General features: G+C 53.4%; 13 protein-coding genes. 11 read left to right on the forward strand and 2 right to left on the reverse strand.

Annotation, left to right across the window (positions count from 1 at the left end; translation table 11 throughout):
- The 10 genes from PKH29_05300 to PKH29_05345 form a co-directional block, all read left to right on the forward strand.
- Positions 1-376, forward strand: a 376-nt coding sequence (locus tag PKH29_05300) for a hypothetical protein (GenBank protein HNX14253.1), incomplete at its 5' end; no start/stop codon positions are given.
- Positions 377-389: 13 nt separating this feature from the next.
- A complete protein-coding gene (gene deoD, locus PKH29_05305) occupies positions 390-1,097 on the forward strand; it encodes a purine-nucleoside phosphorylase (GenBank protein HNX14254.1) in 708 nt (235 codons plus the stop codon).
- A gap of 127 nt (positions 1,098-1,224) precedes the next feature.
- Positions 1,225-1,635, forward strand: coding sequence for a cytidine deaminase (locus PKH29_05310; protein ID HNX14255.1), 411 nt, complete (start codon positions 1,225-1,227; stop codon positions 1,633-1,635).
- Between the two features lie 192 nt (positions 1,636-1,827).
- A complete protein-coding gene (iorA, locus tag PKH29_05315) occupies positions 1,828-3,552 on the forward strand; it encodes an indolepyruvate ferredoxin oxidoreductase subunit alpha (GenBank protein ID HNX14256.1) in 1,725 nt (574 codons plus the stop codon).
- Between the two features lie 101 nt (positions 3,553-3,653).
- Positions 3,654-4,229 carry an indolepyruvate oxidoreductase subunit beta gene (locus PKH29_05320; GenBank protein HNX14257.1) on the forward strand — a complete coding sequence of 192 codons (576 nt, stop codon included), beginning with the start codon at positions 3,654-3,656 and terminating at the stop codon, positions 4,227-4,229.
- Positions 4,230-4,277: 48 nt separating this feature from the next.
- Positions 4,278-4,697 carry an acetolactate synthase gene (locus PKH29_05325; protein ID HNX14258.1) on the forward strand — a complete coding sequence of 140 codons (420 nt, stop codon included), beginning with the start codon at positions 4,278-4,280 and terminating at the stop codon, positions 4,695-4,697.
- A gap of 88 nt (positions 4,698-4,785) precedes the next feature.
- Positions 4,786-6,219: a proline--tRNA ligase gene (proS, locus tag PKH29_05330; GenBank protein HNX14259.1), complete on the forward strand. Its 1,434-nt coding sequence runs from the start codon at positions 4,786-4,788 to the stop codon at positions 6,217-6,219.
- A 53-nt stretch (positions 6,220-6,272) separates the two neighbouring features.
- Positions 6,273-7,283, forward strand: coding sequence for a hypothetical protein (locus tag PKH29_05335; GenBank protein HNX14260.1), 1,011 nt, complete (start codon positions 6,273-6,275; stop codon positions 7,281-7,283).
- A gap of 9 nt (positions 7,284-7,292) precedes the next feature.
- Positions 7,293-8,504, forward strand: coding sequence for an L-serine ammonia-lyase (locus PKH29_05340; protein ID HNX14261.1), 1,212 nt, complete (start codon positions 7,293-7,295; stop codon positions 8,502-8,504).
- A gap of 54 nt (positions 8,505-8,558) precedes the next feature.
- Positions 8,559-9,002, forward strand: a complete 444-nt coding sequence (locus PKH29_05345; protein HNX14262.1) for a J domain-containing protein — start codon at positions 8,559-8,561, stop codon at positions 9,000-9,002.
- Positions 9,003-9,246: 244 nt separating this feature from the next.
- Here the strand turns inward: PKH29_05345 and PKH29_05350 are convergent, their stop codons facing one another.
- Together PKH29_05350 and typA are read right to left on the reverse strand one after the other, a co-directional pair.
- Positions 9,247-10,194 (reverse strand): magnesium transporter CorA family protein, encoded by a 948-nt coding sequence (locus PKH29_05350; GenBank protein ID HNX14263.1) that lies wholly within the window; start codon positions 10,192-10,194, stop codon positions 9,247-9,249.
- Positions 10,195-10,670: 476 nt separating this feature from the next.
- On the reverse strand, positions 10,671-12,488 hold the full coding sequence (typA, locus tag PKH29_05355) for a translational GTPase TypA (GenBank protein ID HNX14264.1): 1,818 nt from the start codon (positions 12,486-12,488) through the stop codon (positions 10,671-10,673).
- 300 nt (positions 12,489-12,788) lie between these two features.
- Between typA and PKH29_05360 the strand changes: the two genes are divergently transcribed.
- Entirely contained in the window at positions 12,789-18,719 is a 5,931-nt protein-coding gene (locus PKH29_05360; protein HNX14265.1) for a VWA domain-containing protein, read from the forward strand.
- Positions 18,720-18,735 lie beyond the last annotated feature (16 nt).

Consider the following 18,735-nt stretch of genomic DNA (forward strand, 5'->3'; position numbering starts at 1 on the left):
TTATCTGCTTTTGATTTCGTCGCCGTTGTTTGCAAGCCGCATGATGTTTCCGCTGAAAATGACCGAGATCATCCTTGCCGGAATTTTTATCGTGAAGATGCCGAAATGGCGAGTTGCCGTATTTATATTCTTCGCCGGCCTGACGGCCGTGATGACCTGGAAAAACATCGGCAGCTATATTGAGCAGGGCGGATATGACAATACGGTTCAACAATACCCTTATGTCTCGGTTTTGCAAAACCGACAGACCATCCTCGCCTGGCGCGACCCTAAAATGGTTGCCGACGCGGTCGGTCACCGCATTCTCGGAAGGGCAATCGGAATCCCTGATATCTATCTGGTTAAAGAAAATGAAAACGTCGGGGAGATCAATTAAAGGAGAGATGAATATGAACGTTCCAACCCCCCATATCGAGGCGAAAACAGGAGATATCGCAAAGACCGTATTGATGCCCGGCGATCCGCTTCGGGCAAAAAAGCTCGCCGAGACTTATCTGACCGATGCGGTCTGCTATAATCAGGTACGCGGGATGCTCGGCTATACCGGATTTTATAAGGGTAAACGCGTTTCGGTGCAGGGCAGCGGCATGGGCATCCCCTCCATCGGCATCTATTCTCATGAGCTGTTCAATTTTTACGGGGTTGACCGCATCATTCGTATCGGATCCGCGGGCGCCTTTGACGTCTCGCTCGACGTCGGCGACATCGTGCTCGGTATGGGCGCCTGCACCAACTCCAATTACGCGGCCATGTTCAATCTTGCCGGAACGTTTGCGCCGATTGCCGACTGGAATCTGCTGAAAGCCGCCGCAGACGCCGCCGAAAAACTCGGGATCAAGTATAAGGTCGGCAACATTGTGTCTTCGGATACTTTTTACGGCGAAGATAAAAAGTTTTCGGAGGGGTTCCGGGACATGGGAGTGCTCGCGGTCGAGATGGAGGCCGCCGCGCTTTACATGAATGCCGCAAAAGCGAAAAAGCAGGCGCTGTGTATATTAACGATTTCGGATTGTCTGTTCAAAGAGGGCAGCGCCACCGCCGAACAGCGCCAAAACGCCTTTACCGACATGATGGAAATCGCATTGGAGATTGCATAAGGGTCCGGATATTATTGTAGGGGGCGATACAGGCACCGGCCTGCTGCGTTCGCCCGCGTAAAAATTCCCGGTGATCAGCGGGCGAACGCAGTTCGCCCCTACGATTTAACAAAAGGAGGGGATCGTTTTGGACTATTCGGTTTTGGTCGCAGCGGCGTTCGAAGCGCGCCAAAACGCCTATGTGCCATATTCGGGATTTGCGGTCGGGGCGGCGCTGCTGTCTGCCGACGGGAAAATTTTTCTGGGCTGCAACATCGAAAACGTCACTTTGACACCGACGGTCTGCGCCGAGCGAACGGCTTTTTTTAAGGCCATCAGCGAAGGTGTGCGGGGCTTCTCGGCCATTGCGGTCGTGGGCGGCTTAAAAGACCTCAACGAGGGGCAAGTGGATTTTTGCACCCCGTGCGGCGTCTGCCGCCAGGTTATTGCCGAATTCTGCGAGCCGGACTTTAAAATCATCACCGCGCGCTCGCGGGATGAATATCAGGAACATACGCTGGATGAATTATTGCCTTTGGCTTCAAAGCCGAAGTTTTAACAGTGCTGAACCATCGTCAACCGAGTTTTAACCCTTGAAAATAAGGCGTTTTTATGCTATACTCGTGAAAATCGGGTTTTTGTATTCCGTCAGAAAAAATCCGTTTTTGACGGGTATCGTTTTTTAAAGGCTTCTTATTTTGATTGATACATATTCCGCCGGAGGTTTCCGGTAAATCGGAGGAACTACGGAATGAGCGAAAAAAAGCTGTTTTTAGGCAACGAGGCGGTCGCGCGCGGGCTTTATGAGGCGGGATGCAAGGTTGTATCCAGCTATCCCGGCACGCCAAGCACCGAGATCACCGAATTTGCCGCCGAATATGAAGAGATGTACTGCGAGTGGGCGCCGAACGAAAAGGTCGCGGCGGAAGTCGCCATCGGGGCCTCGTTCGGAGGCGCGCGGGCGTTTTGCGGCATGAAGCACGTCGGCCTGAATGTGGCCGCAGACCCGATTTTTACCGCGTCGTATACCGGTGTCGGCGGCGGATTCGTCCTTGCGGTCGCTGACGATCCGGGCATGCACTCGTCCCAAAACGAGCAGGATTCCCGCCATTATGCGAAATCGGCCAAACTTCCGATGCTCGAACCGGCGGATTCCGCCGAGTGCCTGAATTACACAAAAGCGGCTTTTGAGCTCTCCGAACAGTTTGATACGCCGGTACTGCTGCGTCTGACTACGCGCATCGCCCATTCCCGCGCGACGATTGAAACGGGCGAACGGGTTGAAGTTCCGTTGAAACCTTATGAGAAAAACGCCGCGAAGCGCGTGATGATGCCGGCAAACAGCCGCGCCCGCCATGTCGCGGTAGAGCAGCGTATGAAGGCGCTTTCCGAATTCGCCGAGACAACGCCGCTAAACCGCATCGAAAAAGGCGGAAAAATCGGCGTGATCGCGGCGGGAATCTGCTTCCAATACGCCAAAGAGGCGCTCGGTGAGAAAGCGAGTTATTTGAAATTGGGCGTCGTCAATCCGCTTCCGATAAAACTGATCAAAGATTTTGCCGCAGGCGTTGACGAGTTATATGTACTCGAAGAACTGGATGATGTGATCGAGACCTATTGCGCCAGGATCGGCGTCGCCTGCAAGGGCAAGGAGCTGTTCTCTTTGTGCGGCGAATACAGCGCAAGCGAGATCAAAAGAGTGATATTGGGCGAAGAGATCAGGACGTTCGAAGCCCACAAGGTGCCGAACCGCCCGCCGGTGCTCTGCCCGGGCTGCCCGCACCGTGGAATTTTCCATGTGATTTCGTCGATGAAGCTCTATGTCAGCGGAGACATCGGCTGCTATTCGCTCGGCGCCGCGCCACCGCTCTCCGCAATGGACAGCGTTGTCTGCATGGGCGCGTCGGTTTCGGCTTTGCACGGCTTTAACGTCGCGCGCGGCGGGGATTCTGCTAAGCGCTCGGTGGCCGTGATCGGAGACTCGACGTTTATGCACTCCGGCATGACCGGACTCTGCGACATCGCATACAATAAAGGCATTTCCACCGTTTTAATACTCGACAACCGCATCACGGGCATGACCGGTCACCAGCCGAATCCGCTGACCGGAAAAACCATCAAGGGCGAGCCGACCGTCGAAGCCGATCTCGAACTGCTCTGCAAAGCGCTCGGCATCAAGCGGGTGCGCACGGTGGATCCGTTCGACCTCGAGGGCTGCAAAACGGCGTTGACCGAAGAACTTGCTACGGCGGAGCCCAGCGTGATCATCGTCAAACGGGCCTGCGCGCTGCTAAAAGAAGTCAAGCCGCTTCCGCCGGTGAAAATCTTGCCCGACAAGTGCAAAAAGTGCAAAGCATGCCTGAAAATCGGCTGCCCCGCCATTGTAAACGGCGAAGATGGTCCGTACATAGACCAGACCTTATGCACCGGCTGCGGACTCTGCAAGAGTGTCTGTAAGTTCGAGGCGATAACTTGAAAGATGAATCTTTCAAGTATAGCGAGTTTTACGATTTCTTCCAAAGGGAATTACTTCAATTTTCAGACCGCGCAAAACATCGCGAACATGGAGGATAAACTATGATCAGAAATATTGTGATCGCGGGGGTCGGCGGACAGGGAACGCTGCTCGCAAGCAAGATTTTAGGCCAATGCGCGCTCAATCTGGGATATGACGTCAAGGTCAGCGAAGTCCACGGCATGTCGCAGCGCGGCGGCTCGGTCGTCACCTACGTCCGGTACGGCGACAAGGTCGCTTCTCCGCTCATCGAAAACGGGCAGGCGGATATTCTGCTCGCGTTTGAACAGCTCGAATGCCTGCGCTGGCTTCCGATATTGAAACCGGACGGAGTCGCTGTGATGAGCGAACAGAAGATCGCGCCGATGCCGGTCATCTCGGGCGTTGAAAAATATCCCGAAGACGTCTGCGGCACGATTCGCGGATACGGTGTGAAGCTGTTTTCCTGCGACGCGCTCAAAATTGCGGAGGAACTCGGGAACACCAAGGCGGTCAACGTGGTGTTGATCGGATTGCTTGCAAAACATTCCGATATTCCGAAAGAAGACTTTATAAAAGCCATCGAGCAAACCGTCAAGCCGCAGTTTATCAAACTCAACCTCGAAGCCTTCGAACGCGGTTATTCAAGTGGAAATTAAAAACCGTCCGGTTAAAAAACAGTATCATATTTTAAGGGGGAAGCGCAAATGTTGAAACAGCTATCGGTATTTTTGGAAAACAAGGCCGGCAGTATCTGCGAAGTCGCGGAGCTGCTGTACAAAAAAGACATCGACATTGTGGCTCTGTGCATCGCGGACACCGCAAAATTCGGCATTTTGCGCATGGTTGTAAGCGATCCCGATACCGCAGTCACACTGCTGCGTGAACAGGGGCACACCGTCTCGCTGACCGATGTTTTAATCGTCGGCATCGAGAACAAACCCGGCGGAATGCTTCCGGTTCTGCGGATTTTGAACGAAGCCGGCGTCGGTGTGGAGTACATGTACGCGTTCCTCGGCAAGACCAAGGGCGCATATATGGTGCTGCGGGTCGAAAATCCCGGTAAGGTCGCCGAAGTGCTGACAGCAAAAGGCATCACCTGCGCCGATCAGAGTATTATCGGTTAATCGGATTCAAAGAATATTTTAACACGGAGTTTTCTCCTGTATTTGGCTTGCAAAACTCTGTACATCAATAAAAAAGGCGGTTCAAAAAATGACGGGCAATCAGAACAAGGTCGAAGCAATCACCTCGATGGAACAGGACTTTACCAAGTGGTATACCGATATCTGTTTGAAGGCGGAACTGGTGGACTACACGGCGGTCAAGGGGTGCGTGGTGCTGCGGCCGTACGGTTATGCGATCTGGGAGAATATCACGAAAATTCTCGACGGAATGTTCAAAGCCACCGGGCATGAGAATGTCGCGATGCCGTTACTGATTCCCGAGAGTTTGCTGCAAAAAGAAAAAGACCATGTCAAGGGCTTTGCGCCCGAGGTGGCCTGGGTCACACGCGGCGGTCTGGAACCGCTGGAGGAGCCGATGTGCATCCGCCCGACTTCCGAGACGCTGTTTTGCGAACACTTTGCCCATGTGCTTCAATCGTGGCGCGATCTTCCGATGAAATACAACCAGTGGTGCAGCGTCGTGCGCTGGGAAAAGACCACAAGGCCGTTTTTAAGAAGCCGCGAGTTCTGGTGGCAGGAAGGGCATACGATCCATGAGACCCCCGCAGAGGCCGTTGCCGAGACCGAACAGATGCTCGGCATCTATGCCGACTTCGCCGAAAAATCGCTGATGATTCCCGTGACAAAGGGGAAAAAGACCGAGAGCGAAAAATTCGCCGGTGCGGAAGCGACTTACGCGGTCGAGGCGATGATGCACGACGGCAAAGCCCTGCAGGCCGGAACGAGCCATTATTTCGGCGACGGATTTTCGCGTGCGTTCGGCGTGACTTTTACAGGCAGGGATAACACGCTGCAATATCCGTGCCAGACCAGCTGGGGCGTTTCGACGAGGCTTGTCGGCGCGATCATCATGACTCACGGCGATAACAACGGGCTGGTTCTGCCGCCTGCGGTTGCTCCGATCCAAGTGGTCATCGTTCCGATCGCGCAGCATAAAGAAGGCGTACTCGAAAAAGCCGCCGAACTCAAAGCGCGGATTGCGAAGTTCGCACGGGTCAAACTCGATGACAGCGACAACTCCGCCGGTTGGAAATTTGCCCAGTACGAGATGAAGGGTGTTCCGCTGCGGCTGGAAATCGGCCCGAAAGATATCGAAAAAGACCAGTGCGTATTGGTGCGCCGCGACAACGGTGAAAAGACTTTTGTTGCACTCTCCGAACTGGAGACCGTGATTCCGAAGATGCTTGAAGAGTTGGCCAACGGGCTTTATGAGAAAGCGAAAGTCAACCTTGAGCGCCGGACACTGCGCTGCGCAACGATGGAAGAGATTATGGCACACGGTGATGAGAATTTGTTTGTCCATGCCTCCTGGTGCGGAGACGAGGCCTGCGAGGACGCGATGAAGGAAAAAGCGGGACTTTCGAGCCGCTGCATCCCGTTTGAGCAAAATATGCCGTCCGACAAATGCATCGTCTGCGGAAAGCCCGCCAAATGCGAGGTCATCTGGGGCAAGGCGTATTAATTGATTAAAACTTCGAGGGAGCATCTGCTCCCTCCTTTGCTGCGGAGGCAGGTATGACGTTTCCCAAACACATATTTACGGGCTATTTTCCCAAATGCCACATACAGGGCATTGCGGTCGATATTAAGAAGGGATTTATCTATTGCTCATTTACGACTGCGCTGCTCAAATATACCCTTGACGGAAAATTCGTGGGCAGCGTGAGCGGCCTGACGGGGCATCTGGGCTGTATTGACTTTTGCGAAGACGACGGGCGTGTATGGGGCTCTCTGGAGTATAAAAACGACTGCATCGGCACGGGCATCCGCAAAAACCTCGGCGACAGCTCCGAGATTATCAACGGTTTTTACGCCGTCGCTTTTGACGTCGACCGCATCACAAGACCCGATATGGACGCGACGAATGACGGCGTTATGACGGCGGTATATCTGCACGAAGTCGTGGACGATTATGAGGCGCCGGGGCATCGCTACGGCTGCAGCGGCATCGACGGCACCGGTTTCGGGCCGGCATTCGGACAACCCGCCGGGACGAAGGAATATCTCCATATCGCTTACGGAATTTACGGGGATGTCGCTCGCGGGGACAACGACTATCAGATCATATTGCGTTATGACCGGAAGGAACTTAATAAATATGAGCGGCTGCTCAATCAGAAAGCGCCGCATCAATCGGGACCCGAACAACCCGACGGCAAGATTTTTGTCTTCACCGGCAATACGGTGTTCGGTGTGCAGAATCTAGAGTATGACGCGGCAAGCCAAAAATGGCTGATGGCTGTGTATCGCGGACAAAAGCCCGAATTTTCGAATCCGCCGATGTTTTGGTTCGACGGCAGGAAACTGCCGGTTGAGAAGGCAATTAAGGAAAGCGGCGAACGGCACCCGGTGATCGAACCGGTGGGCACAAGCGACTTTGCCCATGGCCAGACCGGCATCTGCGCACTGGGCGGCGGATTGTTTTATATCAGTCACGAGGGCAGGGACGGAGAAAAACAGTTCTCCGATATTTATCTGTATCAAATGACTGACGGCGAAAAACTCGACTTTGAGCAGGTATTATGAGGTAAAAAAATGAACTCTCTGCGGCATCTTTATAAAATCGGGCGCGGACCGTCGAGTTCGCATACGATGGCGCCCGACAAGGCGTCAAGATATTTTGCATCCGAGTTTCCGAACGCGGATGCCTATAAGTGCATCCTCTACGGCTCTTTAGCCATGACCGGAGAGGGACATATGACCGATCTGGTCATTCAAAGCGCGTTTGCGCCAAAACCCTGTGAAGTCGTCTTTGACAAAAAAACCGCACAGCTGCCGCACCCGAACACCTTTGACCTGCTTGCCTTCAAAAACGGCAATGAAATCGGAAAACGCCGGGTCATCAGCATCGGCGGCGGGAGTTTTCGCATCCTCGGAGAAGAAGCGAAAGAACCTCACCCGTATTATTGTGAAAACAGTTTTGCCGAAATCGCCGAGATCTGCCGTAAGAACGACTGGCAGATCTGGGAGTACGTCGAGCACGCCGAGGGCGAGCGGATTCACGAATATCTTCATGAGGTCTGGCGGGTGATGCAGAAAGCCATTGACGAAGGACTTGCCGCGAAAGGGATTTTGGCGGGCGGACTCGGCGTCAACCGGAAGGCAAATTACTTATTTAATCGCAGACATGAAAACGAGTCGCCGCAGACCAGGGAAAATCGGATCGTGTGCGCATACGCTTTCGCTGTGAGCGAACAAAACGCGGGCGGCGGAGAGGTCGTGACCGCGCCGACCTGCGGGGCGAGCGGCGTGCTTCCGGCGGTGCTCAAATACATGCAGCAGTCGAACAATTTTACCGATGAGGACATCATCCATGCGCTCGAGACAGCGGGGGTGATCGGCAATCTGATCAAACAGAACGCTTCAATCAGCGGCGCGGAATGCGGGTGCCAGGCCGAGATCGGAAGCGCATGTTCGATGGCGGCTTCGGCGTTGGCGCAGTTGTTCGGGATGGGACTCGATCAGATCGAATACGCTGCCGAGGTGGCGATGGAACACCATTTGGGGCTGACCTGCGACCCGGTGGGCGGGTTGGTGCAGATTCCGTGCATCGAGCGGAACGCGGTCGCGGCGATGCGCGCGATCAATGCTTTCCGTATCGCGGATTTTTTGAGCGAGACACGCAAGGTGTCGTTTGACACGGTGGTCAAGACGATGTACGAGACGGGCAAAGACCTTTCGAAACGCTACCGCGAGACCGCCGAGGGCGGATTGGCGAAGAATTTAAAGGTAAAACGGAAGAAGTAACGCCCGTTCACATCAGTTTTACCGGCCTTGTTTTGAAGGCAAAGGAAGTCGATTATGGAAATCGTCGAGGTCAAACAAAAACTGCGCAAACTTAAGCGGTTGGAATGCGCGCTGAGGGCATCGGGGCAATTAAAAACTGTCCCGGTTTTAGTTTGGGACAATTTTTTCGACCTCTCCGAAAACAGCGGCCAAACAAGAAAAAAGACACGATATGATTTAAATCAACTCTGCGAATTGAGCCGTGAGGAATTGAAAACCGTGATCGACGGATATTGGGCGTTCGTATACGGAGAGTTATTTCAGGACAATCTCATACAGGGGCGGCTGTTTTATGACCGCGACGCGCTGATTCAACTGGGACTGCCGTTCGACGCGGACGAGACCGCGGTGAAAAAGCGTTTTCGGGAGCTGGCGAAACAATATCACCCCGACGTCGGCGGCGACGCGGCGAAATTCATCGAATTAATGAATTTGTACCGGCGATTGATTGTTGCATAATTTTTTACGATTAAGGAACCCTCTCGCTTTTATCAACCCGTGATTCTTCGGCTTCGTTTCACTCGCTCAGAATGACAAAAAATGAATAAAAACGGGCGGTAAATTACCGCCCGTTTTTAGTAGGTGTAAGGTTATAAAGTGTAAAGGTTAAAGTGATATTCTTATTTCCTTGAAAAAGTATACGGAAATATCATTTTAAACTTTACGTTTTATGCCTTGTTTTCTTCGCTTTCCTGTTTGTTGTTCATTTGAACATTTTGATTTTTCCGAAAATCAATGCCACAGCCAAACACAGCAAAAGCGTGCCGCCGATGATGATGGCAAAACCATAAGGACTGGAAGAGAGAACCATTCCCTCGGGCGCCAGGTTCATCCCGTAAGCCGAAAAGATGATGGTCGGAATCGAGATGACGATGGTCACGATGGCGAGCACTTTCATCACGATGTTCAGGTTGTTGGAGATGACAGACGCGAACGCGTCCATCATACCGCTCAGAATGCCGCTGTAGATGTTCGTCATCTCGATCGCCTGTTTGTTTTCGACGATGACGTCCTCGAGCAGATCGGAGTCCTCCGGGTATTTCCGGACGATCTCGGTGCGCAGCAGTTTTTCCAAGACGGCTTCGTTGGAGCGCAGCGCGGTCGTGAAATAGACCAAGCTCTTTTCGAGTTTCAGCAGCTCAATCAGTTCGCTGTTCTTGGTCGATTTATGGAGGATATTTTCGATTTCGTCGCTCTTCTTATCGATATTGTGCAGATATTGCAAATATAAAAGCGCGTTCTGGTAGAGGATCTGGAGAATGAATCGGGATTTCATGTTCGTACGAAAATCCCGCGGAGAGCCGGATGCGAAATATCTCAGCACCGGCGTGTTTTCTAGGCACACCGTGATGATCATATTGCCGGTCGTGATGATTCCGAGCGGGATCGTGGAATAGAGCTCTTTCTCGTCTTTTTGTTCTTCAACGGTGGGGATGTTGACGAGAACCATCGTGTAGTTATCATCCAAATCGATGCGCGACCGCTCGTCGGTATCCAGTGCGGATTTGAGAACAGACGCTTCGATGCCGCATTTTTCGGAGATGTCTTTAATTTCGGATTCGTCCGGATTGATCATGGAAATCCAGGCGTTGGCCGCGGGACCCGCGATTTCTTTCAGGCCCGTTTCGGCGGAGAGGTAGTATTTTGTCATGTCTTTCGTCCTTTCTCTGACAAGGCAGAGCAGACGAAAAACCATTCGTTTTCAGACGGATATGGCTTTGCGTGAGCTGCTGCCCGTGCGATTAATATGTGTAAAACTTCGGGGATTCGGTGCAGGGTCCATACACTCACGCTCCTATGCTTCAAATTATATGCCCGCAGTGCGGACAATGTCAGAATAGCATATGAAAAAGGGCTTGTCAATAATAAAAAAACGGTTCGCGAAAAACAAATATCTCCCACCCAAACGGGCGAGAGAATTATACGATCGGTATAAAACCGACAAAATAGTACGAAATCCGCACAGTGAAACGAAATAGCGACCTTTAACAGGATACTTTTGTTGTATTAATGAAAAAAGTAAATGCGAGTTTATATCTTGGAACGGTTTTTGGCCGGGGTGAATAGAAGTGATTATTTTTACATCATGGAGCGCATCTTCACCGGGGCGAACAATAACATCATAACTTATAACTTCGAGCGTAACTTCGCCCTCTGTTCATTGCTGAGGATACGCTTGCGCAGGCGAAGGGATTTGGGCGTGACCTCGATCAGCTCGTCCTCGGCGATGAACTCGATGCAGGCCTCGAGCGACAGCTGGCGCGGCGGGATCAGACGCAGCGCATCGTCGCTTCCGGACGCGCGCATATTGGTGATGTGTTTTTTCTTGCAGACGTTGACGCAGAGATCGCCGGGTTTGGGCGATTCGCCGACGACCATGCCTTCATAGACCTTGGTGTTCGGCGTGATAAACAGTTCGCCGCGCTCCTGGGCGTTATACAAGCCGTAAGTGACCGCTTCGCCGCTCTCGAACGCGACCAAAGCGCCGTTTTGGCGGCGGGTGATCTCGCCCTTAACCGGTGCATAACTGTCAAAGACGCTGCTCATGATGCCCTCCCCGTGGGTGTCGGTCAGAAAATCGCTGCGGTAACCGAACAGACCGCGTGACGGGATTAAAAACTCCAACCGGATGTGGTCGCCCTGCGGCAGCATCTCAACCAGATCGCCCTTGCGCGCGCCGATCTTCTCCATGACTGCGCCGACATACTGCTGGGGCTGGTCACAGACGAGCCGTTCGACCGGCTCACATTTTTGACCGTCAATCTCTTTATATAATACTTTCGGCGCACCGACCATGAATTCATAACCCTCGCGACGCATCGTTTCAATCAGGATCGAAAGATGCATCTCGCCTCTGCCGCAGACCTTGAAGCTCTCGGTGGTCTCGGTCTCGCTGACACGCAGGGAGACGTCTTTGAGCAGTTCTTTCATCAGGCGCTCACGCAGGTGGCGGGAGGTGACGTATTTGCCCTCTTTGCCGGCGAACGGGCCGTCGTTGACCGAGAAGGTCATCTCGACGGTCGGCTCGGAGATTTTGACGAACGGGATCGGCTCCGCTTTGTCGAGCGCGCAGATCGTGTCGCCGATGGTAATATTCTCGATGCCCGAGACGCAGACGATGTCGCCCGCGCCGACGCTGTCCATCGGGACCCGTTCAAGGCCCTCGATGGAATAAAGATTGACCGCCTTTGAGCGATAGGGCGCGTGGGCGCCGTGGAAGTCGCAGATGGTGATATCCTGACCCTTGCTCAGCACGCCGCGTTCGATCTTGCCGATGCAGATTCTGCCGACATAATCATTATAATCGAGCGACGAGACCAGCATTTGAGTCGGGCCGTCGGGATCGATATCGGGCGGGTCGATGTGAGAGAGGATGATCTCAAACAGCGGCCCAAAATCCACAAACGGGCCTTCGGGTGCCATTGAGGCTGTGCCGTCGCGGCCCGAACAGAAAATGACCGGGCTGTCCAGCTGTTCGTCGTTAGCATTCAATGCGATCAATAGGTCCAAGACCTCGTCGACGACCTCATAGATGCGCGCGTCGGGGCGGTCGATCTTATTGACAACCACGATGACCTTGTGTCCCATCGAGAGCGCCTTTTGAAGCACAAAACGGGTCTGGGGCATCGGACCTTCGGCAGCGTCGACAAGCAAAAGCACACCGTCGACCATTTTTAAAACACGCTCGACTTCACCGGAAAAATCGGCGTGCCCAGGGGTGTCGATGACGTTGATCTTAATTCCGTTATAATGGATGGATGTATTTTTTGCTAAAATCGTAATGCCGCGTTCGCGTTCAAGGTCGTTGCTGTCCATTACGCGTTCGGCGACCACTTGATTTTCACGGAATGTTCCGCTCTGGCGCAGCAGTCCGTCGACGAGCGTGGTCTTGCCGTGGTCGACGTGTGCAACGATGGCGATATTTCTTAAATCGGTTCTTTTCAAACGAAAATTGCTCCTTTTTATCGATTCGACGATTGTCCGTTCCGCTATTTCCGGACGGACAAAATATTATTATATACCTGCGCTAATATCCTGTCAAATATACTTTTTTGAAATTTGATTTTTAAAAAACAAAAATAGAACAGAGAGAAAAGAATATTTTTTCATATGTAAAAACATGTAAAGTAAAAACCCGAAATGTAACCGAAATGTAACCGCCAAAGTTTATAATAATCGGGTAATGAGGGGATTTTCCCCCATTCTTCGAATAGTGACAAACGACAGTGATAAGTGAGGTAAATTATGAAGAAAGTAACCAAATACGTACTCATCGCATTGCTGGTATGCGCACTTGCATTCGGCGCGATGCTCAGTACAATGATGCTTTCCGGCGCAAGCAACCTGACACCGGTAAATACCTATATCGATTATCCGACGGGCACGCACGCTGTTGTGCTGGGAAAGACCGGTGTGCGCACCGGTGCGAACACCTGGAAGGTGACGCTGGGCGTGACGAACTTGCTTCAGCAGCAAGTCAGCACCAAACCCATCGAAGTTGCATTAGTCATTGACTCTTCCAGTTCGATGACCATGTATAATGTCGATGGCACCAACAAGACGCGCCTTGCGGTTGTCAAAGAAGCCGCTGAACAGATGATCAACGATCTGTACACCAAAGCGACGACTCTCGGACTTACTATTAAGGTCAGCGTTTCATCGTTCAGTGATTCCACCGGCGTTGATCAGTCGATGTTGTCGATCACCGGTTCTGGAAATAAACAGACGTTGATCAATAAAATCAGAAACATCAACAGAAACGGATATACCAATTTGCAGGGTGGTATTTTAAGAGGTGTATCCACTTTCTACAATAATTTTGATTATTCAATCACAACGACAGGAAGCGGCGATAACAGGACCGTTACCGCCACATCCATCAACAGCAGCGCAACATTTAACGATGCAACTTCTACCAAGTTGATGGTTGTTCTGTCTGACGGTGCGGCAAACCGTTTTTACAGAAGTTCCAATTTTAGCAATATGGTCGGCAGCGGTACGGAAGGGAATCCCTACGCACAGGGTGCCGCTGTTATGGCAGCGAACGCTGTTAAGGATAAGAACATTACGATTTTCTCAATCGGTTTTGCCTATTCAGATAGTACGCTTGAGAATGTCGCTTCATCCAACCCCACTCCTCCTCCTGCTAAACTCTATTATACTGCTACCACCGCCGTTGATCTGTCCACAGTGTTTGAGATCATTACCAATCAGGTAAATTCTCCGGCACTGAGCGATACCATGGGCAGCAATCTCACGACAAGCAGCGGCACCGTCACCGGCCCGACCGGCGTCACAATCGGAAGCAACGGCGCGTTGCTCTCCTGGACACCGACGGCAGCCGATCTTGCCTACAACCACGGCAACTTCATCAGCTACACTGTCACTTTGGATATCACCAATATCGCCGCGGGCGAATATAACAACCAACTTCTCAACAACGCCGCCTCCTTTGGCGTCGTCATCAACGGAACGACCTGCAACGGCAACTTCCCGCAACCGACATGCGAATACGACATCGGCACGCTGGACGTTCAGTTCAAAGCGGGCGCGACCCAAATTGCGACCGCAGAGGCGCAGCAGAAGGTCATCACCGACTGGGGCACACCGACTTTTACAATCAACACCCCTCCGACGACCATTGTTTATAACGGCCAGACCTATTATTATACCGGCAGCACTTATGACAACAACGCCTATACGGTTCCGGGTTCTCATACCCAGACGGCAATCGTCGGCACGCACACCTTGATTCACAATTATGCACTGCATAATCACAATGTGACCTATGCTTATACCGGCACGGTTCCGACCGGCGCTCCGACCGCTCCGGCATCCGCTTCATATGCGGCGGGTACTCCGAACATTTCGGTCGAAGCCAAACCGTCACTGACAGGTTACACCTTCAACGGCTGGAACTCTACCGACGTGACTCCTGCCGGCGGCAAGTTTACGATGCCCGATAAGGACGTCGCATTCAACGGCAGCTGGACGCCGAACGGCAATACAGCATATAAAGTCGAACATTATAAACAAAATACCAACGGCACTTACACGCTTGATGTCTCCGAAAATAAAACCGGCACGACCGGCGCAACCGCAGGATATACCCAGAAGTCCTATACCGGCTACACCTATCAGCCGACTTTGACGACTTCTACAAACAACTTCATCATCGCGGGCGACGGTTCACTGGTCATCAAGCTCTATTATGCGCTCAACACCCACTCGGTCAGCTATCAATACACAAACACCGCACCGACCGGTGCAACCGCGCTTCCGGGAACGACCCTCGGGGTCTCTTACGGTTCAACCGTGACGGTTGCCGGCAATGCGACGGCTCAGGGTTACACCTTCAGCGGCTGGGCAAGCACCCAGACCACAGCAACTGCGGGACAGACCTTCCCGATGCCTGACCAGAACGTGGTCTTCTCCGGCAGCTGGACACCGAATGCCAACACGGCATATACGGTCGAGCATTATAAACAAAATCTCGGCGGTTCTTATAGTCTCACGCCGGATGATACCGACAGCTTGACCGGAACAACCGGAACAGCCGCGGCGTTCGCTGCGAAAACCACCTACTCCGGCTTCACTTATGCACCCGCCCTGACGAGCTCCAACAACACCGTCGGCTCCGATTTTATCATCAAGGGCGACGGCACGCTGGTTATCAAGCTCTATTACACCCGCAACAGTTATTTGGTCAGCTATCAATATACCGGATCGGTTCCGACAGATGCGACAGCGCTCCCGACTACAATCGGTGCTTCCTACGGAGCAACCGTGACGGTCGCGGCCAATGCGGCAGCCACCGGTTATACCTTCGGCGGCTGGGCCACCACCGACGCAATTGTCAGCGGAACCACCTTTGCGATGCCTGCAAACAGCGTTCTGTTCACCGGCTCGTTCGCCCCGACCACCGTCAACTATACGGTTAACTACTATCTGCAGAAACTCGACGGCAGCGGTTATGAACTTCAGACAGCCGATACGGCGACTAGAACCGGACTCACAGGCGCTCCGGGTTTCTACGCGGCCAAGAGCTACACCGGTTATACGTTCAAAGCAGCCACTTCCAACAACACCGACAACGGTATCTTTATCATCAAAGCAGACGGGTCACTGGTCATCAGCGTTTATTATAACGTGAATATCCACAACGTCAGCTATTCCTTCACCAATACCGTTCCGGGCGCTTCGACCCTCCCGGCCACAATCGGCGTCTCCTACGGCGCAACCGTGACAGTCGCGGGCAATGCGACGGCTCCGGGTTACACCTTCGGCGGTTGGGCCAGCACCCAGACCACTTCGACTGCGGGCCAGACCTTCACGATGCCTGACGGTGACGTTGCGTTCGCCGGCGGATTCACCCCGAACGAGAACACTGCATATATAGTTAACTACTATACGCAGAATCTCGACGGCATCAACTACACGCTTGCCGCTTTTGAGAACAAGGCCGGTACCACCGGAACGACCGGTTCTTATGACACGACCAAGACCTTCACGGGCTTCACCTTCCAAAAGGCAGAGTCCAACCTGACCCCGAACACCGATTTCACCATCGCAGGCAACGGCTCGCTGGTCATCAATGTCTATTACACGCGTAATAGCTATACGGTGACTTACACCTACACAGGCACGGTGCCCGCGGGCGTCACACCGGTCAACAACTTCACGGTCGGCGCTTCCTTCGGCGCAAACGTGACGGTTCTCAGCGCGACTTATCCGAACACGCACCTCTTCAGCGGATGGACACCCACCGGTATCGGCGTTTCGACCGGCACCTTCGCGATGCCCGCCAACAACGTCACCTTCACGGGTTCGTTCTCCGAAGCGGCAGCCGGATATACGGTTGAACATTATACGCAGAATCTCACAGGCGGCGGATTTACAAAGGTCGATACGATCGGCGCTTCCGGTAACATCGGCTCGGCGGCTTCCTTTACGCCTAAATCCTATGAGGGCTTCACCTTCGCCCCGTCCCTGACGACTTCCACCAACACCGTCGGCACGCAGTTCATCATCAAAGCGGACGGCACGCTGACCATCAAGCTCTATTACACCCGCAACAGCTACGAAGTCAGCTACAGCTACACCAACACCGTTCCGGGCGCGAGCACACTTCCGGCAACCATCGGCGCATCCTATAACGCGACGGTGACGGTTGCGGCGAACGGCACGGCTGCGGGTTACACCTTCAGCGGCTGGAGCACCACCGATGCGACCGTCAGCGGCGGCACCTTCACGATGCCCGCAAAGAATGTCGCTTTGAGCGGAGGCTTCACACCGAACACCAACACTGGGTTTAAGGTTGAACACTATAAGCAGACCCTTGCCGGCACTTACGGCACGACACCGGACGATACGGATAATCTGTCCGGTACCACCGGAACAACGGCCTTGTATACGGCAAAGAACTACACCGGCTTCACCAACGACAGCTCCGCCACCACTTCAAACACCGGAAACTTCATCATCAAGGGCGACGGCACGCTGGTCATCAAGCTCTTCTATACCCGCAATACCAACTATAAATACAATGTCGAATACCGCAAGGACAGCGCCACAGGTACGCTGCTGGATTCCAAGACGGTCAACAACCGCACCTGGGGCCAGACCTACAGCGAAACAGCAATCGACATCACCGGCTATACCGCGCAGGCCCCGCTGACTCAGAACATCAGCATCGATGCAGACGGCAAGACCATGATCTTCATCTATAAGGCTAACAAGCACAATGTCACCTACCAGCTGACCGGAACCATTCCGACGGGCTTCAACACCTCGGTTCTGGCAGGTCTCGGTGCGACCGGCGTTGAATTCAAAACCGCGATGACCAGAGCGGCAGACCTGACGGCTCAGAATTACAACTTCACCGGTTGGACCACAAGCGATGTCACCGTCGGCGCTTCCGGCAATTACACGATGCCCGATCAGGATGTCGTCTTCACCGGCTCGTTCACGCTGATGCCCGCTTGGGTCGTCTATGAGTACACCGGAGACGTGCCCGCAACAGCGGCTGCACTTCCCGAGACCAAGTATTATAACCTCAATAACGGCGTGACCGTCGCAGCGGCTCCGGCAGCCGTCACCGGCTTCACCTTCGAGGGCTGGACCAGAAACGGTTCCGCAGCTTCCAACTTCACGATTACAACCGCGGGCGAATACAAGATCGTCGGCAACTGGGTCCGCAATTCCCATAAGGTGACCTATCAGTACGACTCCTCGGCTCCGACAACCGCTCCGGCAGTCCCGACACAGGCAACTGTCCCGTTTGAGCAGAATGTCTTCGTAGACACCACAGTCGGCAACATCACCGGTTACACCTTCAAGGGTTGGGTGCCGACCTCGGGGATCAGCACTGCGGATATCACCAGCGGCAGCTTCTCAATGCCCAACAACGACGTGGTCTTCACAGGCAGTTGGGCCATCAACAAGCACAATGTCTCTTACCAGCTGACCGGAGAGATTCCGGCGGGCTTCAACACTTCGGTCCTCGCAACCCTCGGTGCTTCCGGAGTTTCGTATAACGCTCCGATGACCGTCGCGGGTCCGCTCTCGTTCACCAATTATGAGTTCCACGGCTGGACCAGCGGCCAAGTCACACCGTCCAACGGTGGATATCAGATGCCCGACAGCGACGTGGTCTTCACCGGTTACTTCACCAAGAAACTCTTCACCGTCAGTTATGTCTATTCCGGTACCGTTCCGCAGGGCGCTCCGGCGCTTCCGGCCGGTGGCTCCTATGAAGTCGGTAAAGAAGTCACCATGGCTTCGCCGGTCAGCATGATGGGCTATGCCTTCTACGGCTGGAGTTCTAACGGTGTCGCAGTTGTGAACGGCAAGTTCACGATGCCCGCTCATGACGTGGTGTTTACCGGCAGATGGGTCCAGGAGACCTCTTCGGTGCCCTCATCGATCCCGTCCGAGCCCTCGATTCCGTCCTCGACGCCTTCGAGCGTTCCGTCCAGTGTCCCGTCCAGCACTCCGGCCACCGTTGTTTCTTCCAGACCGACGGTTTCCATCAATGACACTTCTGCCCCGCTCGAAGTCATCGCAATGGGCGGCGAAGAGAATATGACGGCGACCATCATGATCGCGGCGTTCTCGGCAATCATGCTGGCTGCGGTCGTTGTGATCGGCAAAAAGACCCGTAAAGTCAAGAAATAATCATCGTACAAACGAA

This window comes from Oscillospiraceae bacterium, assembly GCA_035353335.1.
Lineage (GTDB): Bacteria > Bacillota > Clostridia > Oscillospirales > JAKOTC01 > DAOPZJ01.

Coding starts and splice junctions, on each gene's coding strand:
- deoD (HNX14254.1), top strand. CDS start 390: ATGAACGTTCCAACCCCCCATATCGAGGCGAAAACAGGAGATATCGCA.
- iorA (HNX14256.1), top strand. CDS start 1,828: ATGAGCGAAAAAAAGCTGTTTTTAGGCAACGAGGCGGTCGCGCGCGGG.
- PKH29_05320 (HNX14257.1), top strand. CDS start 3,654: ATGATCAGAAATATTGTGATCGCGGGGGTCGGCGGACAGGGAACGCTG.
- PKH29_05325 (HNX14258.1), top strand. CDS start 4,278: ATGTTGAAACAGCTATCGGTATTTTTGGAAAACAAGGCCGGCAGTATC.
- proS (HNX14259.1), top strand. CDS start 4,786: ATGACGGGCAATCAGAACAAGGTCGAAGCAATCACCTCGATGGAACAG.
- PKH29_05335 (HNX14260.1), top strand. CDS start 6,273: ATGACGTTTCCCAAACACATATTTACGGGCTATTTTCCCAAATGCCAC.
- PKH29_05340 (HNX14261.1), top strand. CDS start 7,293: ATGAACTCTCTGCGGCATCTTTATAAAATCGGGCGCGGACCGTCGAGT.
- PKH29_05345 (HNX14262.1), top strand. CDS start 8,559: ATGGAAATCGTCGAGGTCAAACAAAAACTGCGCAAACTTAAGCGGTTG.
- PKH29_05350 (HNX14263.1), bottom strand. CDS start 10,194: ATGACAAAATACTACCTCTCCGCCGAAACGGGCCTGAAAGAAATCGCG.
- PKH29_05360 (HNX14265.1), top strand. CDS start 12,789: ATGAAGAAAGTAACCAAATACGTACTCATCGCATTGCTGGTATGCGCA.